At 62.7% G+C, this 19,334-nt stretch carries 24 protein-coding genes and 1 tRNA gene; 3 read left to right on the top strand and 22 right to left on the bottom strand.

The features are described 5' to 3' along the window. Positions 1 to 3: 3 nt before the first annotated feature. The 22 genes from ABIE62_RS06885 to ABIE62_RS06780 all read right to left on the bottom strand — a co-directional run bounded on the left by ABIE62_RS06885 (position 4) and on the right by ABIE62_RS06780 (position 17,069). Positions 4 to 399 (bottom strand): RidA family protein, encoded by a 396-nt coding sequence (locus ABIE62_RS06885; RefSeq protein ID WP_354324671.1) that lies wholly within the window; start codon positions 397 to 399, stop codon positions 4 to 6. Positions 400 to 435: 36 nt separating this feature from the next. Then, entirely contained in the window at positions 436 to 1,341 is a 906-nt protein-coding gene (rimK, locus tag ABIE62_RS06880; protein ID WP_354324670.1) for a 30S ribosomal protein S6--L-glutamate ligase, read from the bottom strand. Between the two features lie 24 nt (positions 1,342 to 1,365). Continuing rightward, complete coding sequence (locus ABIE62_RS06875; protein ID WP_354324669.1) at positions 1,366 to 1,821, bottom strand: ATP-dependent zinc protease family protein; 456 nt, start codon at positions 1,819 to 1,821, stop codon at positions 1,366 to 1,368. Then, positions 1,818 to 2,879, bottom strand: coding sequence for a Vgb family protein (locus tag ABIE62_RS06870; protein WP_354324667.1), 1,062 nt, complete (start codon positions 2,877 to 2,879; stop codon positions 1,818 to 1,820). Before ABIE62_RS06870 ends, ABIE62_RS06875 begins: the two co-directional genes overlap by 4 nt. Next, positions 2,837 to 4,708: a M2 family metallopeptidase gene (locus tag ABIE62_RS06865; protein ID WP_354324666.1), complete on the bottom strand. Its 1,872-nt coding sequence runs from the start codon at positions 4,706 to 4,708 to the stop codon at positions 2,837 to 2,839. The genes ABIE62_RS06870 and ABIE62_RS06865 overlap by 43 nt, the downstream gene beginning before the upstream one ends. 66 nt (positions 4,709 to 4,774) lie before the next feature. Next, a complete protein-coding gene (locus ABIE62_RS06860; protein ID WP_354324664.1) occupies positions 4,775 to 5,536 on the bottom strand; it encodes an alpha/beta fold hydrolase in 762 nt (253 codons plus the stop codon). Then, positions 5,533 to 5,982: a GFA family protein gene (locus ABIE62_RS06855; RefSeq protein WP_354324662.1), complete on the bottom strand. Its 450-nt coding sequence runs from the start codon at positions 5,980 to 5,982 to the stop codon at positions 5,533 to 5,535. Before ABIE62_RS06855 ends, ABIE62_RS06860 begins: the two co-directional genes overlap by 4 nt. Then, entirely contained in the window at positions 5,979 to 6,626 is a 648-nt protein-coding gene (locus ABIE62_RS06850) for a 2-hydroxychromene-2-carboxylate isomerase (RefSeq protein ID WP_354324660.1), read from the bottom strand. The genes ABIE62_RS06855 and ABIE62_RS06850 overlap by 4 nt, the downstream gene beginning before the upstream one ends. Before the next feature lie 10 nt (positions 6,627 to 6,636). Continuing rightward, a complete protein-coding gene (locus ABIE62_RS06845; protein WP_354324658.1) occupies positions 6,637 to 7,203 on the bottom strand; it encodes an aspartate-semialdehyde dehydrogenase in 567 nt (188 codons plus the stop codon). Positions 7,204 to 7,206: 3 nt separating this feature from the next. Beyond that, positions 7,207 to 8,232, bottom strand: a complete 1,026-nt coding sequence (locus ABIE62_RS06840) for an aspartate-semialdehyde dehydrogenase (protein ID WP_354324656.1) — start codon at positions 8,230 to 8,232, stop codon at positions 7,207 to 7,209. A 144-nt stretch (positions 8,233 to 8,376) separates the two neighbouring features. After that, positions 8,377 to 10,599: a S9 family peptidase gene (locus tag ABIE62_RS06835; protein WP_354324655.1), complete on the bottom strand. Its 2,223-nt coding sequence runs from the start codon at positions 10,597 to 10,599 to the stop codon at positions 8,377 to 8,379. 182 nt (positions 10,600 to 10,781) lie between these two features. Beyond that, positions 10,782 to 11,150, bottom strand: coding sequence for a 50S ribosomal protein L19 (rplS, locus tag ABIE62_RS06830; RefSeq protein ID WP_354324653.1), 369 nt, complete (start codon positions 11,148 to 11,150; stop codon positions 10,782 to 10,784). Next, on the bottom strand, positions 11,147 to 12,025 hold the full coding sequence (trmD, locus tag ABIE62_RS06825; RefSeq protein ID WP_354324651.1) for a tRNA (guanosine(37)-N1)-methyltransferase TrmD: 879 nt from the start codon (positions 12,023 to 12,025) through the stop codon (positions 11,147 to 11,149). The genes rplS and trmD overlap by 4 nt, the downstream gene beginning before the upstream one ends. Beyond that, positions 12,026 to 12,331: a hypothetical protein gene (locus ABIE62_RS06820; protein WP_354324650.1), complete on the bottom strand. Its 306-nt coding sequence runs from the start codon at positions 12,329 to 12,331 to the stop codon at positions 12,026 to 12,028. A 133-nt stretch (positions 12,332 to 12,464) separates the two neighbouring features. Next, positions 12,465 to 13,214, bottom strand: a complete 750-nt coding sequence (locus ABIE62_RS06815; RefSeq protein WP_354324648.1) for a TIGR04222 domain-containing membrane protein — start codon at positions 13,212 to 13,214, stop codon at positions 12,465 to 12,467. Between the two features lie 172 nt (positions 13,215 to 13,386). Continuing rightward, complete coding sequence (gene rimM, locus ABIE62_RS06810; RefSeq protein ID WP_354324647.1) at positions 13,387 to 13,890, bottom strand: ribosome maturation factor RimM; 504 nt, start codon at positions 13,888 to 13,890, stop codon at positions 13,387 to 13,389. Between the two features lie 122 nt (positions 13,891 to 14,012). Next, positions 14,013 to 14,639, bottom strand: a complete 627-nt coding sequence (rpsP, locus tag ABIE62_RS06805) for a 30S ribosomal protein S16 (protein ID WP_454184800.1) — start codon at positions 14,637 to 14,639, stop codon at positions 14,013 to 14,015. Positions 14,640 to 14,687: 48 nt separating this feature from the next. Continuing rightward, positions 14,688 to 16,133 (bottom strand): signal recognition particle protein, encoded by a 1,446-nt coding sequence (gene ffh, locus ABIE62_RS06800; protein WP_354324645.1) that lies wholly within the window; start codon positions 16,131 to 16,133, stop codon positions 14,688 to 14,690. Then, positions 16,126 to 16,281, bottom strand: coding sequence for a hypothetical protein (locus ABIE62_RS06795; protein WP_354324644.1), 156 nt, complete (start codon positions 16,279 to 16,281; stop codon positions 16,126 to 16,128). Before ABIE62_RS06795 ends, ffh begins: the two co-directional genes overlap by 8 nt. Before the next feature lie 120 nt (positions 16,282 to 16,401). Further along, a tRNA-Ala gene (locus ABIE62_RS06790) sits at positions 16,402 to 16,477 on the bottom strand. 87 nt (positions 16,478 to 16,564) lie between these two features. Beyond that, a complete protein-coding gene (locus ABIE62_RS06785) occupies positions 16,565 to 16,885 on the bottom strand; it encodes a TIGR02300 family protein (RefSeq protein WP_354324643.1) in 321 nt (106 codons plus the stop codon). Continuing rightward, positions 16,872 to 17,069 (bottom strand): hypothetical protein, encoded by a 198-nt coding sequence (locus ABIE62_RS06780; RefSeq protein ID WP_354324642.1) that lies wholly within the window; start codon positions 17,067 to 17,069, stop codon positions 16,872 to 16,874. The genes ABIE62_RS06785 and ABIE62_RS06780 overlap by 14 nt, the downstream gene beginning before the upstream one ends. Between ABIE62_RS06780 and aroA the strand changes: the two genes are divergently transcribed. Genes aroA through ABIE62_RS06765 form a run of 3 tightly spaced genes read left to right on the top strand, consistent with a single transcriptional unit; the run spans position 17,058 to position 19,266 of the window. Next, a complete protein-coding gene (gene aroA, locus ABIE62_RS06775) occupies positions 17,058 to 18,377 on the top strand; it encodes a 3-phosphoshikimate 1-carboxyvinyltransferase (RefSeq protein ID WP_354324641.1) in 1,320 nt (439 codons plus the stop codon). The two genes, ABIE62_RS06780 and aroA, sit on opposite strands and share 12 nt — an antisense overlap. Next, a complete protein-coding gene (locus ABIE62_RS06770; RefSeq protein ID WP_354324639.1) occupies positions 18,374 to 18,643 on the top strand; it encodes a CBU_0592 family membrane protein in 270 nt (89 codons plus the stop codon). Before aroA ends, ABIE62_RS06770 begins: the two co-directional genes overlap by 4 nt. Next, on the top strand, positions 18,640 to 19,266 hold the full coding sequence (locus tag ABIE62_RS06765; protein WP_354324637.1) for a (d)CMP kinase: 627 nt from the start codon (positions 18,640 to 18,642) through the stop codon (positions 19,264 to 19,266). The genes ABIE62_RS06770 and ABIE62_RS06765 overlap by 4 nt, the downstream gene beginning before the upstream one ends. The last annotated feature ends 68 nt before the right edge of the window (positions 19,267 to 19,334 follow it).

Below are 19,334 nucleotides of genomic sequence, written 5' to 3'. Positions count from 1 at the left end.
TGGTCAGGCGACCGCCGTTGCCTCCAACTCGATCATAATCGCGGGGTCATACAACCGCGCCACTCCTAATAGAGTGCAGGCAATCTGCGCACCTGCCTCTATGTGCAACGCAGTCGTCTGCTCCGCAGTCGCCATGAAGGCATCAACATCGGTGGTGTAGATATTCATCCGCACAAGATTGGCCGGAGTCATACCCGCCGCGTCAAGCGCATCCACGAGGCAGGCCCACGCTGCCTTGTATTGCGCCACGATATCGCCCGGATGCAGCGCCGCGCCGTCCGCGTCCGAAGCGGTCTGCCCGGAGAAATAGACCGTGCGGCTGGCCCCGCTGACCTCTACCGCATGGTTCAACCCAAAGTGCTGAAGCCACGGCGTCGGATTGTGAGTTTTGATCTGCATTTTTCTGTCCCCTCCCTGTCAAATATCATGCCAGACCTAACCCGTCCCCTTGGTCTTGGTCTGCCCATCCTTGGCATTGGCCGCGATGAAATCCACAATCATCCCGGCGATATCCTTGCCGGTCGCGCTTTCGATGCCTTCCAGACCGGGCGACGAGTTCACCTCCATGATCACCGGGCCGTGATTGCTGCGCAGCATATCGACCCCGCACACGTTCAGTCCCATCCGCTTGGCCGCGCGCACTGCGGTTGAGCGTTCTTCGGGGGTGATCTTGATCACATCCGCGCTGCCGCCGCGGTGGAGGTTTGAGCGGAAATCATCGGGCGCGCCGGTGCGCTTCATCGCGGCGACCACCTTGCCCCCCACCACCAGCGCGCGGATATCGGTGCCGCCCGCTTCCTTGATGAATTCCTGCACCAGAATGTTGACGTTGGCCCCGCGAAACGCCTCGATCACCGATTTGGCGCTGCTCATCGTTTCGGCCAGCACCACGCCGATGCCTTGGGTGCCTTCGATCAGCTTGATCACCACCGGCGGGCCTTTGACCGCGCGAATGATCTCCTCTGCCTGCTTGGGGTCGTTCGCATAGGCCGTCAGCGGCAGGCCCAGCCCATGCTTGGCGAGAATCTGCAAAGACCGCAGCTTGTCGCGGCTGCGGCCAATCGCGACGCTTTCGTTCAAAGACCAGCTTCCGCGCATTTCAAACTGCCGCAGAATCGCGAGGCCATAATTGGTGATTGATGCCCCGATGCGCGGGATCACCGCGTCATAGGCCTCAACCGGCGCGCCATTATAGAACACCTGCGGCCGGTGGCTGGCGATGTGCACGGTGCAGCGCAGCGTGTTGAGAATGTCGAGCGTATGACCGCGCGCCTCCGCCGCCTCTTTCAGGCGCCGGTGCGAATAAAGATTGGCATTGCGCGCCAGCATCGCGATTTTCATGGGATACCTTTCAGTTCCGGCATTCTACCGGACGTTGCGCCCCTTATCCCCAATTGCCGGTGATTGCAGCCACGAATGTCCGCTATCAACCACCATCCTTCGTCTTAGTGCGGTGCGCCCGATCAGCATCGGGAATTGCATCTGGGAACGATCCGCCAGGCTGATTTCCGCCCGGAAGGTGAGATTACCGATGGTCAGCGGCGTCTTGATGACAAACCGTTCCTGCCGATCGCCATTGGAACTGGTGATGCCGCGAATATCGACGTGCACCGCCTCGCATTGGTGGCGCACGCCGCCCCAATCGACCGCGAACCGGACGAAGCGTTCGCCGTCACGCGAAAAATCGTCGAGCACGATGGCCTGCAACGACGAAGTGCGCGCGCCGGTATCGATCTTGGCCGGAATATCGTTCAGCCCAAGTTCGGGCAGGCTGACAAGTTCGCGCCAACCCACCACCGGCAATGTGCGAAGGCCGTTCAAGGCAGGATCGCCATCCCGTCTCCGCCTTCGCCAACCTTGAGGCGGCGCAGCACCATGCCGCTGGCGTAATCAACCTCGGCCACGGTATCGCTGGCGGTTTCAGCAACGTAGATGCGCTCCCCGTCAGCCGACCACAGGATCGTCACCTGAAACCGCGCCTGCGCTCCCTCAGCGCCGGCAACGGCGATGGTGCGGATCACTGTGGCACTGGCGGTGTCGATCACGCTGAGGCTGCCATCCTGCAGATCAGAGGTGATCGCCACATCGCCCTGCGGCCTTACCGCAATGCGCAGCGGGAACCGCCCGGTCGCCGCCGTCTCGCGCACTTCCATCGTCACCGGGTCAAGCGCGAAAGCCTGATTAGAACCGCGCGCGGATACCCATAGCGTGCTGCCATCGGGCGAAAGCGCGATGCCCTCGGGCTGTTCGCCCACCGCCACCGACAACGGCGCGCGACGGGTCAGCAGATCAACCCGCGTGACGGTGCGCGAGCCAAGATCAGTCGTCCATGCAATGCGCGCATCGGGCGACACGGCGAGCATATGGCTGCCGTCTTTCCCGGTGCCGAATTCAAACAACTCGCGTGCATCGTCCAAGGGATTGCGAATCCAGAATAGTGATCGCCGCCCCTCAGCCGTCACATAGAGATCGCCGTTATCGTGCCAGACGATCCCGTGCGGGCGGGCATTGTCACCCAGTTCGATGCTGACCGCAGGTTCAAGACTGCCGGTGTCGAATATGTCCACGCTCGTCCCGCCATAACAGGCGAGCGCGACGTGGCGGCCATCGGGCGAGGTCGCGAGTTCGTGCGGGTTGGTGCAGCTGGGCAGGCGCAACACTTCCTTGCCGGTGGCCAGGTCGACCTTTGACAGGGTGTTGCCGCGCTTGGCCGCGACAAACAGCGTGGGCGGCATTTCCCCCGCCGCCGCCGCTGTCTGCGCAACCTCGGCCATCGGCGCGCAGGCGGTCACCGCCAGCAGCGCGCCCGCCGCGATGATGCCGCCCCCGCTACGCATCACCAGCCCGCCTTCTCGCCCTTGTTCTGTTCTTCCAGCCATTTCATCAGCGGGGCAAAATATTCGACCATCGCGGTGCCGTTCATCTGCCGTTCGCCAGTGAAGGCTTCGAGCGCATCGGGCCACGGCTTGGACGCGCCCATTTCGAGCATCGCGTTCAGCTTCGCGCCGACATCCTTGTTGCCATAGAACGAACAGCGGTGCAGCGGCCCTTCCCATCCGGCGGTATCGCAGGCGGCCTTGTAGAACTGGAACTGCAACAACCGCGCGAGGAAATAGCGGGTGTAGGATACGTTGCCGGGAATGTGATATTTCGCGCCCGCATCGAACCCGTCGGCGCTGCGCTCAACCGGGGGGACAACGCCCTGATATTCAGCGCGCAGGTCGTTCCAGCCGGTGTTGGTCGCGGTTTCGGGGATGCTGCCATCGAACAGCCCCCAGCGATAACGATCCAGCAGCAGGCCAAACGGCAGGAAAGCCACCTTGTCCATCGCCTGACGCAGCAACAGCCCGATATCCTTGTCGGCGCTGGGCACCTGATCGGGTTTCAGCATATCGATCTGCACAAGATATTCGGGCGTGATCGACAGCGCGATCATATCGCCGATCGCTTCATGGAAGCCATCATTCGCGCCGTCCATATGCAGCAGATCCTGCTGGTTATAGGCGCGCTGGTAGTAATTATGGCCAAGCTCGTGGTGGATGGTGGTGAAGTCGTCGGCGTTCTGTTTGATGCACATCTTGATGCGCAGATCATCGACATTGTCGATGTTCCAGGCCGAGGCGTGGCACACCACTTCGCGGTCAGCCGGCTTGGTGAATTGGCTGCGTTCCCAGAAGGTTGCAGGCAGCGGCTCGAAACCCAACGAGGAGAAGAACTGCTCGCCCACCTTGGTCATGCCAACCGCGTCAAGGTTCTTCTGCGCGATCAGATCGGTCAGGTCATAGCCGATATCGCCTGCGCCTTCGGGGGCGACCAGCGGATAGATATTGCCCCATTCCTGCGCCCACATATTGCCGAGCAGATCGGCGCGGATCGGGCCGGTGCGCGGCTGCACTGCGTCGCCATACTTGTCGTTCAACTTCGCGCGAACATAGGTGTGGAGCGCGATATAGAGCGGTTTGACCTCCTGCCACATCCGCTCGGTTTCGGCAGCGAATTGATCCGGGCTCATGTCATAGCCCGAACGCCACATCGCGCCCAGATCGGCAAAACCAAGCTCCTTTGCGCCTTCATTGGCGATGCCGATCATGCGGGTGTAATCTTCGCGCATCGGCGCGCCGACATTGTCGTGCCAGCTCGCCCACATTTCCTGCAGCTCTTCGGGCGACCGTTCGAGATTGCCCATCTCGGCCTCGATATCCGATCCGTTGATCGGTTCGCCGTTCAACGTCCCCTTGCCGCGCCCATAGGCAGACCCCAGTCGGGTGGCGATATCGTTCATTTCCTCAGCCGCGCCGGGGGTGCCAGGCGCGGGCATGGAAATGCCGTTGCGCAGCATATCCAGCTTGCGCGCGGTTTCATCGTCCAGCCCGGCGACCTGCGCATAGCGTGCGGCCTCGTTGGCGTAGGCGACCCGCTTCAAGGTCAGCTGCGCGCCATATTTGGCCGCCATCACATCGCTGTCATGGTTGATATAGGTCGCGTTGAGCCACGAGATATGCCCATATTCTTTCGAAAACGCAGCAAGGTCCGCCTCAACTGCGGCGATCCACGCCTGCGCGCCTGCGGGCGTAAGCGGATATTGTGCACTTGTTTGTTCGGCAGTGTCCGGCGTTGCTTGCGCGGCGAGCGGCGTGGCAGCGGCAATCGCAAGTGCGGCAGCAGCGCCCTTGAGCATCGGGCGCAGCAGCGGGGTAGAAAGTTTCATGGCAGGGGTTCCCATAAGTCGATTCAATGACAATGGGACGCGGTGTGGACTGCCACGCCGCCTGAATCAAGCCATCAGAAAGCGCACAATCCCCTCACCCAGTTCAGGCTTGGTCGCCGAATCGAGGTGCCCGCCGGGGATTTCGGCATAGGTCGCGTTGGCCAGCAGCGCGGCGAGATCCTGCGAAGAGCCATTATCCTCATCCCGATCGCCGCTAATCACCAGCGCGGGGCAGGTGATGTTGGCAAGAGTGGCAAGGTCAAGATCCTCAAACGCGCCCAGCAACAGCCGCGCCGCCGTCCGGTCAACGCCTTGGGATTTGAGGAACTGGCGCGATAACCACGCCGGATCATCACGGGTGATGGTGTCGAATTCGTCGATCACGCGGGTAAAGAACCCCGCGCGCCGTTTCCAGTCGGCCAGGCCCGATACACCCATCCCGGCGATTACCAGACGGCGCGGGGCGAACACGCCAGTGGCGCAGCCATGCACCGCCGTGCGCGCGCCCAGCGAAAAGCCGCCGAGGTCATATTCACCCTCACCCAGCCCCAGATGATCGATCAGCGCGGCTATATCGCGCACCAGCACTTGGCGTGGGTAGGCAGCCGGATCGTGCGGGGCATCGCTATCGCCGTGCACCCGGAAATCGGGCATGATCACCCGAAACCCAGCCGCTGCCAGCCGCGCATCGTGGCCCCACTTGATCCAGTTCATCTGTGCGGAGGAAAACAGCCCGTGCAACAGGATGACAGGCCGGCCCTCGCCCGCCGTGTGGACGGCGATGCGGGTGCCGTCGAAGGAGGCGAAGTGATCACTACGGATGTTCATGCCAGCCCCACAAACTGCACCCATTCCTGCGCGCTACGCGGCTGTTCGTCCATAACCTCTGCGCCTTCCGGCAAACCAATCCAAGGCTGCTTACTCTTGACCCAAACGTGCGCAGCCGGAACGAAGGACGCGCTATTGTCGAGTGTTCCACATCTCAGGCTTGCCATTCCTTCCCGAGAATCGTTCGTCGCGTAGATCCGCGCCTTGCACTTCGCACAACCAAAGATACGCGAATGCGCGCCGCTTGGTTGGCGATATTCGCCCGTGTCGAGTTCGCCAGTAATTTCTAGGTCGGAGAGCGTAAACAACATGTGTTCGGAAAACGCGCTACCCGTGCGGCTCTGACAATCGGTGCAATGGCAAGCATAGGGATTGAGGCGCACACCGGGATTGAGTTTGTAACGCACAGCGCCGCATAGGCACCCTCCCAGCAATTCGCCCTTCATCGCCGCGCCAACCCCTGCTGCTCCATCCGCCATTTGACCATGTCGATCCGGTCCTGCCCGAAAAACGGTTCGCCTTCGAACACCAGTGTCGGCACGCCCCAATGGCCCGCTGCTTCCAGCGCGGCCTGATTGGCGGCGATTTCTGTGTCGAGCGCATCCGGCTCAGCCGCGACCTCGGCTTCGAGCTTCGCCCAGTCCAGCCCGGCGCGCGCGGCTGCATCGGCAAGGTGCGAACCCTCGTGCCAATCCACCGCCCCGCCCCAGATCAGCTGCGCGGCCTCATGCGCGAACACCAGCCCCTTGCCCTGCCGCGCGGCGGCCTGCGCAAGACGGGTGATCCGGCGGATATAGGGTTGTTCGGCGGCAATCTTGCGGGTCGCCATGTCCTGAACAATCGGATCGGGGCGCGGCGGGCCGAAGGGAATGCCATGGAACTGCGCCACACGAAACATATCGCGCATTGTGTAGCCCAGCCAGTTCGGGTGGTTGCGCTCAAAGAAATCGGGCTGACGCAGCGCCAGCGGATAGACCGGGCGCAGCGCAATTTCGAGGTCATATTCCTCGGTCATCGCGCGATACCGCCCGACCGACAGATAGGAATAGGGCGAGCGGAAGCTGAAATAAAGTTCGGCGTTCAATGTCATGCGTGTGACCTCACCGGAAAAAACATTGCGTGCCTGCATACAGCATCGCCACCGCATCGACTTCAATAAAGCCACCGATCCGATCCCCGAGCGCAAATTCTTCGCCAAGGGTGCTGTCAGCGACCGGCGCGAACCCCGGCGCGGCCTGCGCCGCGCTGCGCGGGCTGCCCAATTGCACATTGCCTGCCACACGGACGGTTCCGCTCGCCGGGGCATCGCCATCCTGCGCGCCGTGCCAGTTCCAGCCGACCAATCGGCCTTGCTGGAAATGCGCGGTCAACCCGCCGGCAAAATCGGTAAAGGTGATCGGCCCCGCGCCGCATTCGTCGTTGGAACCGGTGCGCAATGGCGCGCCCAGCGCCCGCGCGAGCGCGGCCTCAACCTCGGCCTGACCGGCAGCGAAAAAGAACGCCTCCGGCCCAGCGGCCAGCCCTTCGGAACGCAGTTCGACGACATTGGCGGGCACAGCCTGCACCGCCACGTCGCCCTGCTGCCGTTCAGCCGGGCTCGGCACATCGCCGCTGTCACAGCCAGCAAGGGCGAGCACGCCAGCAAGGGTAACAACAGCAAGCCGCATCGTTTACGCCTTCTTCAAATGCCGCCGTCCTAGCAGTTCCGCAATCTGCACCGCGTTGAGCGCAGCGCCCTTGCGCAGGTTGTCGGACACGCACCACAGGGTGATGCCGTTTTCGACCGTCGGGTCTTCGCGCACGCGGCTGATGAAGGTCGCGGCGTCGCCGACGCATTCGACCGGGGTGATATAGCCGCCGTCCTCGCGCTTATCGATCAGCATCACGCCGGGGGCTTCGCGCAGGATATCCATGGCTTGCTCAGCGCTGATCTCGTTTTCGAACTCGATATTCACCGCTTCGGAATGGCCGACGAACACCGGCACCCGCACGCAGGTGGCGCTGAGTTTGATCTTGGGGTCGAGGATCTTCTTGGTTTCGACCATCATCTTCCATTCTTCCTTGGTCGAACCATCATCAAGGAAACTGTCGATGTGCGGGATCACGTTGAAGGCGATCTGCTTGGTGAACTTGGAAGGCTCCACCGGATCACCGACAAAGATCGCGCGGCTCTGCTGGAACAGTTCGTCCATGCCCGCCTTGCCCGCGCCGGACACCGATTGGTAGGTCGAGACAACCACCCGCTTGATCGTGGCGAAATCGTGCAGCGGCTTCAATGCCACCACCAGCTGCGCAGTCGAACAGTTGGGGTTGGCGATGATATTGCGCGCGGTGTAGCCATCGATCGCGTCGGGGTTCACTTCGGGCACGATCAGCGGCACGTCCGGGTCCATGCGGTAAAGCGAGGAATTGTCGATCACGATGCAGCCCGCAGCCGCCGCCTTGGGCGCATATTCCTGCGCCGGGCCGGAACCTGCAGCGAACAGCGCGATGTCCCATCCGGCCCAGTCGAAATGCTCGATATTCTTGCATTTGAGCATCTTGCCGGTGTCACCGAATTCGACTTCGCTGCCGACCGAACGACTCGATGCGACGGCTGCCACCTCGTCGCACGGAAACGCGCGCTCGGCGAGCACCTGCATCATTTCGCGCCCAACATTGCCGGTCGCGCCGACCACTGCCACCCGGTAACCCATCTCGACTCCTGACCATCATTTCCGCCAGCCCGTCACCCTGAACTTGTTTCAGGGTCTATCCAGCCGCACACACCGAGGCTCTATGGTGCGGGATGGATGCTGAAACAAGTTCAGCATGACGAATAGCTATGTTTTGCCTCGCACCTATTCCGGCGGCGTCACCCCGTGGCTTTCCAGAAAGCGGAAAATACTGTTCCAGACGTGCGGCCCGACCTTCTCTCCCGACACGCGGTGGGTGTAGCCGGGATAGAGCATCATTTCGAACGGCACGTTGTTTTCCTGCAGCACGCCGATGAGTTCCGACGAGTTTTCAAACACCACATTGTCATCCGCCATGCCGTGGATCAGCAGCAACGGATCGCTGATTTTCGTGGCATCGGGAATGGCGCTGGCCTTTTCGTAAGCCTCTGGCACCTCACGCGGATCACCCATGTAGCGTTCGGTATAGTGGGTGTCGTAAAGTTCCCACCGCGTCACCGGCGCGCCCGCGATGCCCGCCGCATACAGGCCGGGGTCAGCCTGCAACTGTTTCAGCGTCATATAACCGCCATACGACCAGCCGTAGATCGCGATCTTGGCCGGATCGACGAAATCGAGGCCTTTCAGAAACTCCGCCCCCGCCTTCTGGTCGCGCACTTCGACCCCGCCCATCGCGCGGTAGATCGGCTGTTCAAAGTCCACGCCGCGATTGGCCGATCCGCGATTGTCGAGCACGAAGTAGATATAGCCCTTGTCGACAATCGCCTGTGCCAGCGCCCCGCCCCAGCCTTTCGTCACCATCTGCGGCCCCGGCCCGCCGTAATGGCTGAAGAACACCGGATAGCGCTTACCCGGCTCCATCTTGGGTTTGATCATCATCCAGTGCAGCGGGGTTCCATCCTCAGCGGCAATCGTGCCGTATTCGGGGGTGGTGCGCCCGGCGAGGAAGGGCGCATAGGGATGTGTCCCCGCAACCGCGTTCTCCTCGATCCAGGCGACGCGCTTGCCGTCTGGCGTCACCAGATAGGACTGCGGCGGTTGATCGGGCTTCGACCGCGTGATGTAGAGCATTCGCGCTGCCCCATCCATGCCTGCCGCATTGGTGAAGGCGGGGTCGGTGAGCAGTTCGGTTTCGCCCGTTCCATCCAGCCGCGCGCGATAAATCTGTTGGGTGAGGACGCCCGCCGTCGCCTGATAGGTGAAGGTTCCCGCCGCCTGATCAACCCCGACCAGCGCGGTGGTGGGCGATGTGCCGCGCGTCAACTGCGCCCACTGCCCATCGGCATAGCGATAGAAATGCCCATAGCCGCTGCGCTCGGACCACCACAGCAGGCTGCCGTCCTTGAGGAAGCGGTAATTGTCCGACAGGTTCACCCAGTAATCGGGGCGCGCGGCTTTTTCGGTGAACAGCACCATGCTCGCGCCGGTCGCCGGGTCAACCCGCAGCACATCGATCCGCGTCTGAGCGCGATCCTGCCGCTGGACATAAATCGCGCTGCCATCGGGCGCCCAATCGACGCGGGCGACGTAAATATCGAGATCGAGGCCGAGATCGACCTTCACCTGACCGCCCCCATCCGGGTTCATCACGAACAGTTCAACCACGGCATTATCGGTGCCCGCCGCCGGGTAGCGTTGATCGAACACCTTGGTGCCCTTCGCCCCGATCGCCGCACGGGTGACGATACCGACGCTGGCTTCATCGGTGCGCTGAACCACGATGCGGCTGTCATCGGGCGACCACCAGTAACCCGCCAGCCGCGCCATTTCTTCCTGCGCAACGAATTCGGCTTCGCCCCAGCGGATGGTGTCGCCTTCCTGCGGGGTGATCGGCACAGCCTCACCGCCCACCGGGCCGACCCACAATCGCCGGTCGCGCACGAAACTGACTAAACCGCCCCGGCTCGACAATTTGGGGTTGAGTTCGGTGCCCTCGGTATCAGTCAACTGGGTGACGGTGCCATCCAGCCTAGCGAGAAACAAATCTCCGTCCAATGGCACCAGCACGCCAGAACCGTCGCTGGCCCACTGATAGTTGATGATCCCTTTCAGACTGCCAACCCGCGCGCGTTCACGCTGCATCTTTTCGTCTTCGGACAATTCGCGGCCGCTGCCCAAGCCTTGCGAATCGACCAGCATCCGCCATTCGCGGGTTTGGATGTCAAAGCCCCACAGATCGTAGCGGTCGCGATCATCGGCGCGGTTGCGCAGCAGGGTGAGGAAGCGGCCATCGGGCGACAGCTTCACCTGACGCGGCGCAGGGCCATCAAGGCCGGGGCTGGCGAACAGGCGTTCGAAGGTGAGAGTGGGGGTGTCAGTGGTCATCGCGTCCTCCGCGAACGCAGGGAAACTGAGCAAAACCGCAGCAGCAGCCAGTATCGAACGCATCCAAAGCTCACCTCGTCATTGCGAGCCGCCCGAAGGCGGCGCGGCAATCCAGTGGCGGACGTCGCCGCGCTGGATTGCTTCGTCGCTGTGCTCCTCGCAATGACGAGCGCGAATGGCAAGGGTCACAAAGCAAAAGGGCGGCACCTTGCGGCACCGCCCCGAAATTTGCTGGCTGGAAAGCCTTACGCCTTGGGCGTGTTGTCGCGCCGTTCAACGATACGCGCGCTCTTGCCGGTGCGGCCGCGCAGGTAATAGAGCTTCGCACGGCGCACCACGCCGCGGCGCACCACGGTGATGCTTTCAACGATCGGCGAATAGAGCGGGAAAACGCGCTCCACGCCTTCGCCAAAGCTCATCTTGCGCACGGTGAAGTTTGAACCCATGCCGCGGTTCGAACGGGCGATCACGACGCCTTCGTAGTTCTGAACACGCTCACGGTTGCCTTCCTTCACCTTCACGCCAACGCGAACGGTGTCGCCTGCGCGGAAAGTCGGGATGTCCTTGCCGGACTTGGCGATTTCTTCGGCTTCAATCTGCTGGATCAGGTTCATGGCCTGCGTTCCTTGTCTTTTCGCTGCGCGCCAGAGGCAGGCTGGACCCGAGCGCCCTCATGGCGCTCCCACAAGTCCGGCCTGCGTGACCGTGTGTCTTCCTCGCTACGCAGCTTGCGCCAAGCAGCGATTTTCGCATGATCCCCCGATCGCAGCACTTCGGGGATCGTGCGCCCTTCCCATTCCTGAGGTCGGGTGTAGTGCGGGTATTCGAGCAGGCTTTGTTCAAAGCTCTCCTCATCCCCGCTGGAAGCCGCGCCCATTACGCCGGGAAGCAGCCGAATGCAAGCGTCAAGGATGGTAAGCGCAGCCATCTCGCCGCCGGACAGGACGATGTCGGCAAGGCTGACCTGTTCGATCTCCGGGCGGGCGTCGAACAGGCGTTCGTCAAAGCCTTCAAACCGCCCGCACAGGATGATGACGCCGGGGCCGCTGGCGAGTTCGCGGATGCGGGCTTGGGTGATCGGTTTGCCGCGCGGAGTCATGGCGAGGATGGGGCGCAGATCCTCCCCGGAACGGGGAGGGGGACCATTCAAGGCCTTGGCCGCAGAATGGTGGAGGGGACTCTCGACCGGGCGCGGCGCCTGAGGCGACTCCCCTCCGTCAGCCGCCTGCGGCGTCTGCCACCTCCCCGTTCCGGGGAGGATGGCATGGTCCAAAGCCCGCGCCAGCACATCGCACTTGAGCACCATCCCCGCCCCGCCGCCTGCGGGCGTATCATCGACGGTGCGGTGCTTGTCGGTGGCAAAGTCGCGGATTTGCACCGTTTCGCAGGCCCACTTGGCCTCGGCCAGCGCACGGCCCGCGATAGAATGCCCAAGCGGCCCCGGAAACATCTCGGGATAGAGCGTGAGGATGGTGGCGGCGAAGGTCATTTAGTCGAAGACCGAATAATCCGGTTGGGCCGGTTTGCGTCTCGTCATTACCAGCGCGAGCGGGAAAGCTACAGCCGACAAGATTGCCGTGGCCACAGCGACCCCAACAATCGAAACAATTTCCGCACCCTCATCGATAAGCGCAGCATACGCTGGGATAGTGATCAAGACACCGAGTGTGGCCGCCGCATAGAGCGCCCGGCGGGCGGGCGAGCTTCGCTTAAAAGCAAAATTCGCGATAAATCCAAACAGCAACGCCAACCCTGCAAAGACGGCGAATCCCATAAACCACGAAATCAGTACCATGCTACACCCTCGCCCGCCTGCACAATTACGCGCACATCGGGGGCAAATTGACCGATATTGAGCTGAACTCTGTTCATCCCCGCCGCTTACGCGCAGCGCTTAGCTACCGCAACCGCCGCCGCCGTAACTGCAGCTACGCCTTGCTGGCCTTGTGGCGCAGCGCATGAACGGGTTCCCACGGGGTGCCGACCAGCACTCCGGTGCCGAACAGCGCCACGGCCATCGCCGCCTCACCGGCTGGCGGCGCGCTGCGCAGGTGCGGCGCATTGGCGCGCAAGTCCTTCACCGCCTCGATCCCGGCGGCGGTGCGCCGGTCGAACCTGACCCAGCGGAACACTGCCAGTGCCACCGTCAACACCAGAAGCGCCGCAAGATACTCGGTCGGCTCGCTCAGGGTGCTTCCGGCGCGCAGACGGTAAATGCCGAACGCGAGTAACGCGCCGAAGGGGGCAATCGAAAGCCAGCGCAGGCGATTGAGCTGATCGGGCCGCATCATCATCCCCTGACGTCGCAGCCGGGCCGCCACCCGGATGGCGTGAGCGGCAAGAAGATCCTCGGCCTCAGATCGGCTGAAAGGTTCGCGCAGCCCAAGCAGCGCCCGCCCCGCAGGGCTTGCGGGCAGGCCCGGATCGGTGACGCCAAGTGTGCCCTTGCCGGAATCCTTCAGCCCGCCGCGCGCGTAAAGATCGGCGATCACCGAATCGGTATGGGTGGCGCGCCCTCCTGCCAGCATGGCGAGGTCTTCGGCATCAGGCGATTCGCCGCGACGCCCGGCGGCGCGCAGATGCGCCGGGATCCAACATGCCGCACACGTGCACAACACCAGCAGCATGATATAAAACAGCAGGAAATCGCTGCCCGTCCAGGACGAGAACAGCTGCATTCTATTAACCTTCCTGCGAGCCAACCCGTTACGAAAACGAGAAAGCCCGGCGCCAGCGCGACCCGGCGTGGAAGGAAGATACCATCAGACAGGTTAATAGGCACCTGATATGGGCTGCTGTGCAGTTGGGCGGCAATGCGGTGCCACAAAGCGCCGTTTGTGCCGGCAGCGCCTATTCCTCGGCGTAAGCGTGAGCGATCACCAGCCGTTCTGCATCCCATGCAATCACCGCTGCCGGGATCATCGGCACCATGAAGGTCTTTGGCCCCTTTTCAGGCGCCGGTTCGCGGGTGATTTCGATGATGTCGGTCGCGCCGAAATTTTCGATCGCGAGCACGCGGCCAACTGCCTCGCCCGTGTCAGTCACAACCGGCAGGCCAAGCAGGTCAGCGTGGTAAAATTCGCCCTCAGCCAGCGGCGGCAGCGCCTCGCGCGGCACGGTCAGCGCGGTGCCGCGCAAACGTTCGGCATCGGCGCGGCTGCTGCATTCGGCAAAGCGCGCAACGCCGCCGCCCTTGCCGTCATCGCGGATTTTGAGCAGCGTCAGCGCGCCATCGTTGAAACTTTTGTGATGGGAGAGCGCAGACACGCCCTCCCCGAACAGCTTCAACCGCACTTCGCCCGCCACCCCATGCGCGCCCGCGATGGCGGCAAGGGTGATGGGTTTGCCGGTCATATCCCACCCCCGTTCGGGCTGAGCCGGTCAACGCCCTGCACTTCTTCCGGCAAACTTGCCGAGGAAAAATGCAGTTCTTCAACCGGCTCAGGACGAACGGAGTTTGGCATCAGCGATCAGCCTTAGGCCTGCTCTTCGCCAGCGGCTTCGTCCGCAACGGGAGTTTCCTCAGCGGCAGCAGCTTCTTCTGCTGCGGGCGCTTCTTCTGCGGCGGGCGCTTCTTCTGCGGCGGGCGCTTCTTCAGCGGCAGCGGCTTCTTCAACGGCAGCTTCTTCTGCAACCGGAGCTTCTTCAGCGGCGGGCGTTTCCTCGGCAGCCGGGGCTTCCTCAGCGGCGGGCGCTTCTTCAACGGCCGGCGCGGCAGCTGCAGCCTTGGCTTCTTCTTCTGCAGCGCGAGCGGCTTCTTCGGCCTCAACGATCTTGGCGGCCTTTTCTTCGGCGCGATCCTTGGCCTTTTCGCCCGGTTCACCCTTCTTCGGGTTCACGCGCGCTGCGCGCTCCTTGATACCGGCGGCGTCAAGGAAACGCGCCACACGGTCGGTCGGCTGCGCACCAACGCCAAGCCAGTAACGCGCGCGATCTTCGATCAGCTTCACCCGTTCCGGGCTGTCCTTGGCCAGCAGCGGGTTATAGGTGCCGATCTGTTCAAGATACTTGCCGTCGCGCGGACTGCGGCTGTTAGCAGCCACGATGCGATAATAGGGGCGCTTCTTGGAACCGCCGCGTGAAAGCCGGATGGAAATCGACATGGAATTTTACCTTTCGAATTGAATTGATGAAAAACGTTGAAATCAAACTTATTTCTTATTGCGCGGTGGGCCGCCAAGACCGGGCAAACCGCCCCCGGAACCCATTCCGCCAAAACCACCGGGGCCGCCAAGGCCGGGCATCCCGCCAGCACCGCCGCCGCCGAACATTGACGCGAGGCCTTTAAGCCCGCCCAATTTCTTGATCTGTTTCATGGCGCGGGCCATTTCCTGATGCATCTTCAGCACCTTGTTGACCGTCTGCACATCGGTGCCACTGCCCGCCGCAACCCGCTTTTTACGCTTGGCATTCATCAGATCGGGATTGGCGCGTTCCTTGGCGGTCATCGATCCGATGATCGCTTCCATATGGATCAGCACCTTGTCGTCCATGCCCGAATTGGCCATCGCGGCCTTGGCCTTCTTCATGCCCGGCATCATGCCAGCGAGCATCCCCAGCCCGCCCATCGACCGCATCTGCTTAAGCTGCATCGCGAGATCGCTGAGGTCGAACTTGCCCTTTTCGATATTGCGGGCGAGCTTTTCGGCGTCTTCTTCCTTGATCGTCGCGGCGGCGCGTTCGACCAGGCTGACAACGTCGCCCATGCCAAGGATGCGATCAGCCACGCTGGCGGGGCGGAACGGTTCAATTGCGTCGAGTTTCTCACCCGTCCCGGCAAACTTGATCGGCTTGCCCGTCACCGCGCGCATCGAAAGCGCCGCGCCGCCGCGTGCATCGCCGTCCATCCGGGTCAGCACCACGCCGGTCAGCGGCACTTCGCCGCTGAAGCTCTGCGCGACGTTGACCGCGTCCTGACCGGTAAGCGAATCGACCACCAACAGCACTTCGGTGGGGGCTGAAACGCTGGCGACGGCCTTCATTTCGGCCATCAGCGCATCATCAACGTGCAACCGGCCCGCGGTATCGAGCAGCAGCACGTCAAAATTCTGGAGCCGCGCAGATTCCATCGCGCGGCGCGCAATATCGACCGGCTGCTGGCCCGCGACGATCGGCAGGGTGGCAACCTCAACCTGTCCGCCCAGCACCGCCAGCTGTTCCTGCGCCGCCGGACGATTGACGTCGAGCGAGGCCATCAGCGCTTTCTTGCCGTGGCGTTCGCGGATCAACTTGGCGAGTTTCGCGGTCGTGGTGGTCTTGCCCGAGCCTTGCAGGCCGACCATCATGATCACCACTGGCGGCTTGGCGTCGAGGTTCAGCCCTTCGGTTTCCGCCCCGCCCAGCGTTGCGATCAATTCGTCATGAACGATCTTGATCACCTGCTGACCCGGCGTGACCGAGCGCAGCACGTCCTGACCCACGGCCTTTTCAGTGACCGCATCGATGAAACGGCGGGCAACCGGCAATGCAACGTCAGCTTCGAGCAGCGCGATCCGCACTTCGCGCATGGCATCGCGCACGTCCTGCTCACGCAGCGCGCCGCGGCCTTTCAGCTTGTCAAATACGCCGCCTAAACGGTCGGACAGCGTGTCAAACATAACGATGCACTCCGCCGACTGAGGCCGCTTTTCTGTGATCGGCGCGTTTGCGAACCGGAAAAGCGGTTCCCACTTTTCCTGCAAACACGCCACGGCCTTTCAGCTTGTCAAATACGCCGCCTAAACGGTCGGACAGCGTGTCAAACATCGCCAGCAACTCCTTGCGAACGCAGCAGCATCCGCATCATGCGAAAAACGCCGGCGGACGAAACCTCGTCGGCCAGCGTTGCGGACTTCACCATCGAAGCACCGACTTTGTCTGAATGACTGGTGGAGCCTAGCGGGATCGAACCGCTGACCTCAACACTGCCAGTGTTGCGCTCTCCCAGCTGAGCTAAGGCCCCGAACCAGTCATCATGCGAACCCGGCTTTGCGCCCAGTTCGCGGGAGGCGGCCATTATAAGGGCCGCCCGCCGTTTGCAAGAGAGAAATCAGGATTCGTGCTCGTCGTCGTCCCCGGTGGTGGCAACACCCAGATCATCGTCACCGCCAAGATCAACGTCATTGTCGGGCGAATCGCCGTCCTCGTCGAGATCCTCAAGTTCGTCGTCGCCGCCAAGATCGGCGTCAGCTTCGACGTCTTTCTTCTTTTCTTCCTCGAACGGAATCGGCTGCTTGGATTTGAGCACGGGTTCGGGCGACCACGTCTCTCCACATTCGATACAAGTCACCGGGGCATCCTTGCCCAGATCGTAGAATCGTTCCCCGCACTTGGGGCAGGTACGCTTGGTACCCCATTCAGGCTTCGCCATTATCATTCCTCAAAACACGCCGACCCCAAGACAAGGGCGGGCAGAACGGCTGAAAAATCGTTGGTGGATTGATCAAGAAATTGGGTTCCGGCAAGCCCTTTATCAAGAGCGCGGCCAGTATGCGCGGCGCGCCTTGCCAGAAGCGCGGGGCGCTGTCAAAGACCGCCGCCATATGACCAGCCATACCTTTGCGCCCTCAGCCCCGCTTACGGGCACTATCCGCGTTCCCGGCGACAAGTCGATCAGCCACCGCGCGTTGATGTTTGCCGGGCTAGCTGTGGGTGAGAGCCGGATCACAGGCCTGCTCGAAGGCGAGGACGTGCTCGCCACGGCGGCGGCGATGCGGCAGTTCGGCGCGCAGGTGGAACGCACGGTGGACGGCGTGTGGACAGTCCACGGAGCGGGCGTGGGCAGTTTGCTCGAACCCAAGGCCGCGCTCGACATGGGCAATTCGGGCACGTCGACCCGGCTGTTGATGGGGCTGGTTGCCAGCCACGCGATCACCGCGACCTTTGTCGGCGATGCCAGCCTTTCGGGCCGCCCGATGAACCGTGTTATCGCCCCGCTGGCGCAGATGGGCGCTTCGATTGAGGCTTCGGCGGGCGGTACCCTCCCGCTGATGCTGCGCGGCGCGGCGCCTGCCGTGCCGATCACCTACCGCCTGCCGGTGGCGAGCGCGCAGGTCAAAAGCGCGGTGCTGCTGGCGGGCCTCAACACCCCCGGCATCACCCGCGTGATCGAACCGGTGCCAACCCGCGACCATACCGAGCGGATGCTGGCAGGCTTCGGCGCGCGGCTCGAAGTGGGCGAGGACAGCGGCGAACGTGTTATCAGCATTCACGGCGAAGCAGAGTTGAGGCCGATGGACGTGACCGTTCCCGGCGATCCCTCCTCCGCGGCGTTCTTCATGGTCGCGGCGAGCATCGTGCCGGGCAGCGATCTGACGATCCTGAATGTCGGCATGAACCCGACCCGCGCCGGATTGCTGGCAGTGCTGCGCCAGATGGGCGCGGATATCGAGGAACTGAACCCCCGCGAAGTCGGCGGCGAGCCGGTTGCCGATCTGCGCGTGCGGCATTCGCTGCTGACCGGCATCGACGTCGATCCCGGACTCGCACCCAGCATGATCGATGAATTTCCGGTGCTGTTCGTCGCCGCAGCACTGGCAAACGGCACCACCCGCACCACCGGACTGGTCGAACTGCGGGTCAAGGAGAGCGACCGGCTCGCCACCATGGCCGCCGCGCTGACGCTGGCTGGCGCGCGCGTGGAGGAGCACGCAGACGGCCTTACCATCCACGGCACCGGCGGCGAGATGTTGCGCGGCACGCCCAGCGGTGCGAGCGTCGCCACGCGGCTCGATCACCGCATTGCCATGAGCATGGCTGTGGCGGGCCTTTTCTCAAGGGATGGCGTCGAAGTGGACGACACCCGTCCTATAGCGACCAGCTTCCCGACATTCGAAACAATGCTTGCCGAAAGGACTTCATGACCGATTACATCACCCCCTTGGCCGCCGATCTGATCGGCTTTGCTGGCAGTTTCTGCATCGTCGCCGCCTATGCCTACAGCAATGTGGTGAAGGCCATGAACATGGTGCTTTTCAATCTGGTCAATTTCATCGGCGCGGCGCTGCTGACCGTTTCGCTAATGGTCAATTTCAACCTGCCAACCCTGGTTCTGGAAATCGTGTGGATGGGCATCGCATTGTTTGGTCTGACACGGGCATTGCAGGGTCGACGGAAAAACCCGGCATGATCATTGCCGTCGACGGCCCCACCGCATCGGGTAAGGGCACCATTGCCAAGGCGTTGGCCGATCATTTCGGGCTGCCGCATCTGGATACCGGGCTCCTCTATCGCGCAGTGGGACGGCAGGTGGCGCTGAACGGCGGCGATCCTGATGATCCCGCCGATGCGCTGGCCGCCTGCGTCTTTTCCGATGCGCTGCTGGACGATGATACCCTACGCTCGGAAGAAGTTGGCGGCCTCGCCAGCCGCGTGTCGGTGCATCCGGCTGTTCGCCAAGCGCTGTATGAACGCCAGCGCGCGTTTGCCACCCAGCCCGGCGGCGCGGTGCTGGACGGGCGCGATATCGGTACCGTGATTGCACCTGATGCCGACGTGAAGCTGTTCGTCACCGCCAGCGTCGCGGAACGCGCGCGCCGCCGCTGGCTTGAACTGCAAGGAAGAGGGATCGATGCAGCGCTTGCCGCAGTCGAGCGCGATATTGCCGCCCGTGACGCCCGCGACATGGGCCGCAACGATGCTCCTTTGCTCGCCGCGCCTGATGCGCTGGTGATCGATACCACCCACCTTGGCCGCGATCAGGCGATTAATGTGGTGGTCGACGCCGTTTGCACGCGTTTGGGTGCGTCCTGAAAGGGGCTTTCCTACGCGCCGCCGATGCAGGAAAGTCCTGGCAGGGCACGTCCGCCCATCTTCGTCGC

The organism is Porphyrobacter sp. MBR-155, from assembly GCF_040547625.1.
GTDB lineage: Bacteria > Pseudomonadota > Alphaproteobacteria > Sphingomonadales > Sphingomonadaceae > Erythrobacter.
The sequence above is the reverse complement of the archived record's forward strand: the minus strand, read 5'-3'. Positions and strand labels throughout refer to the sequence as shown.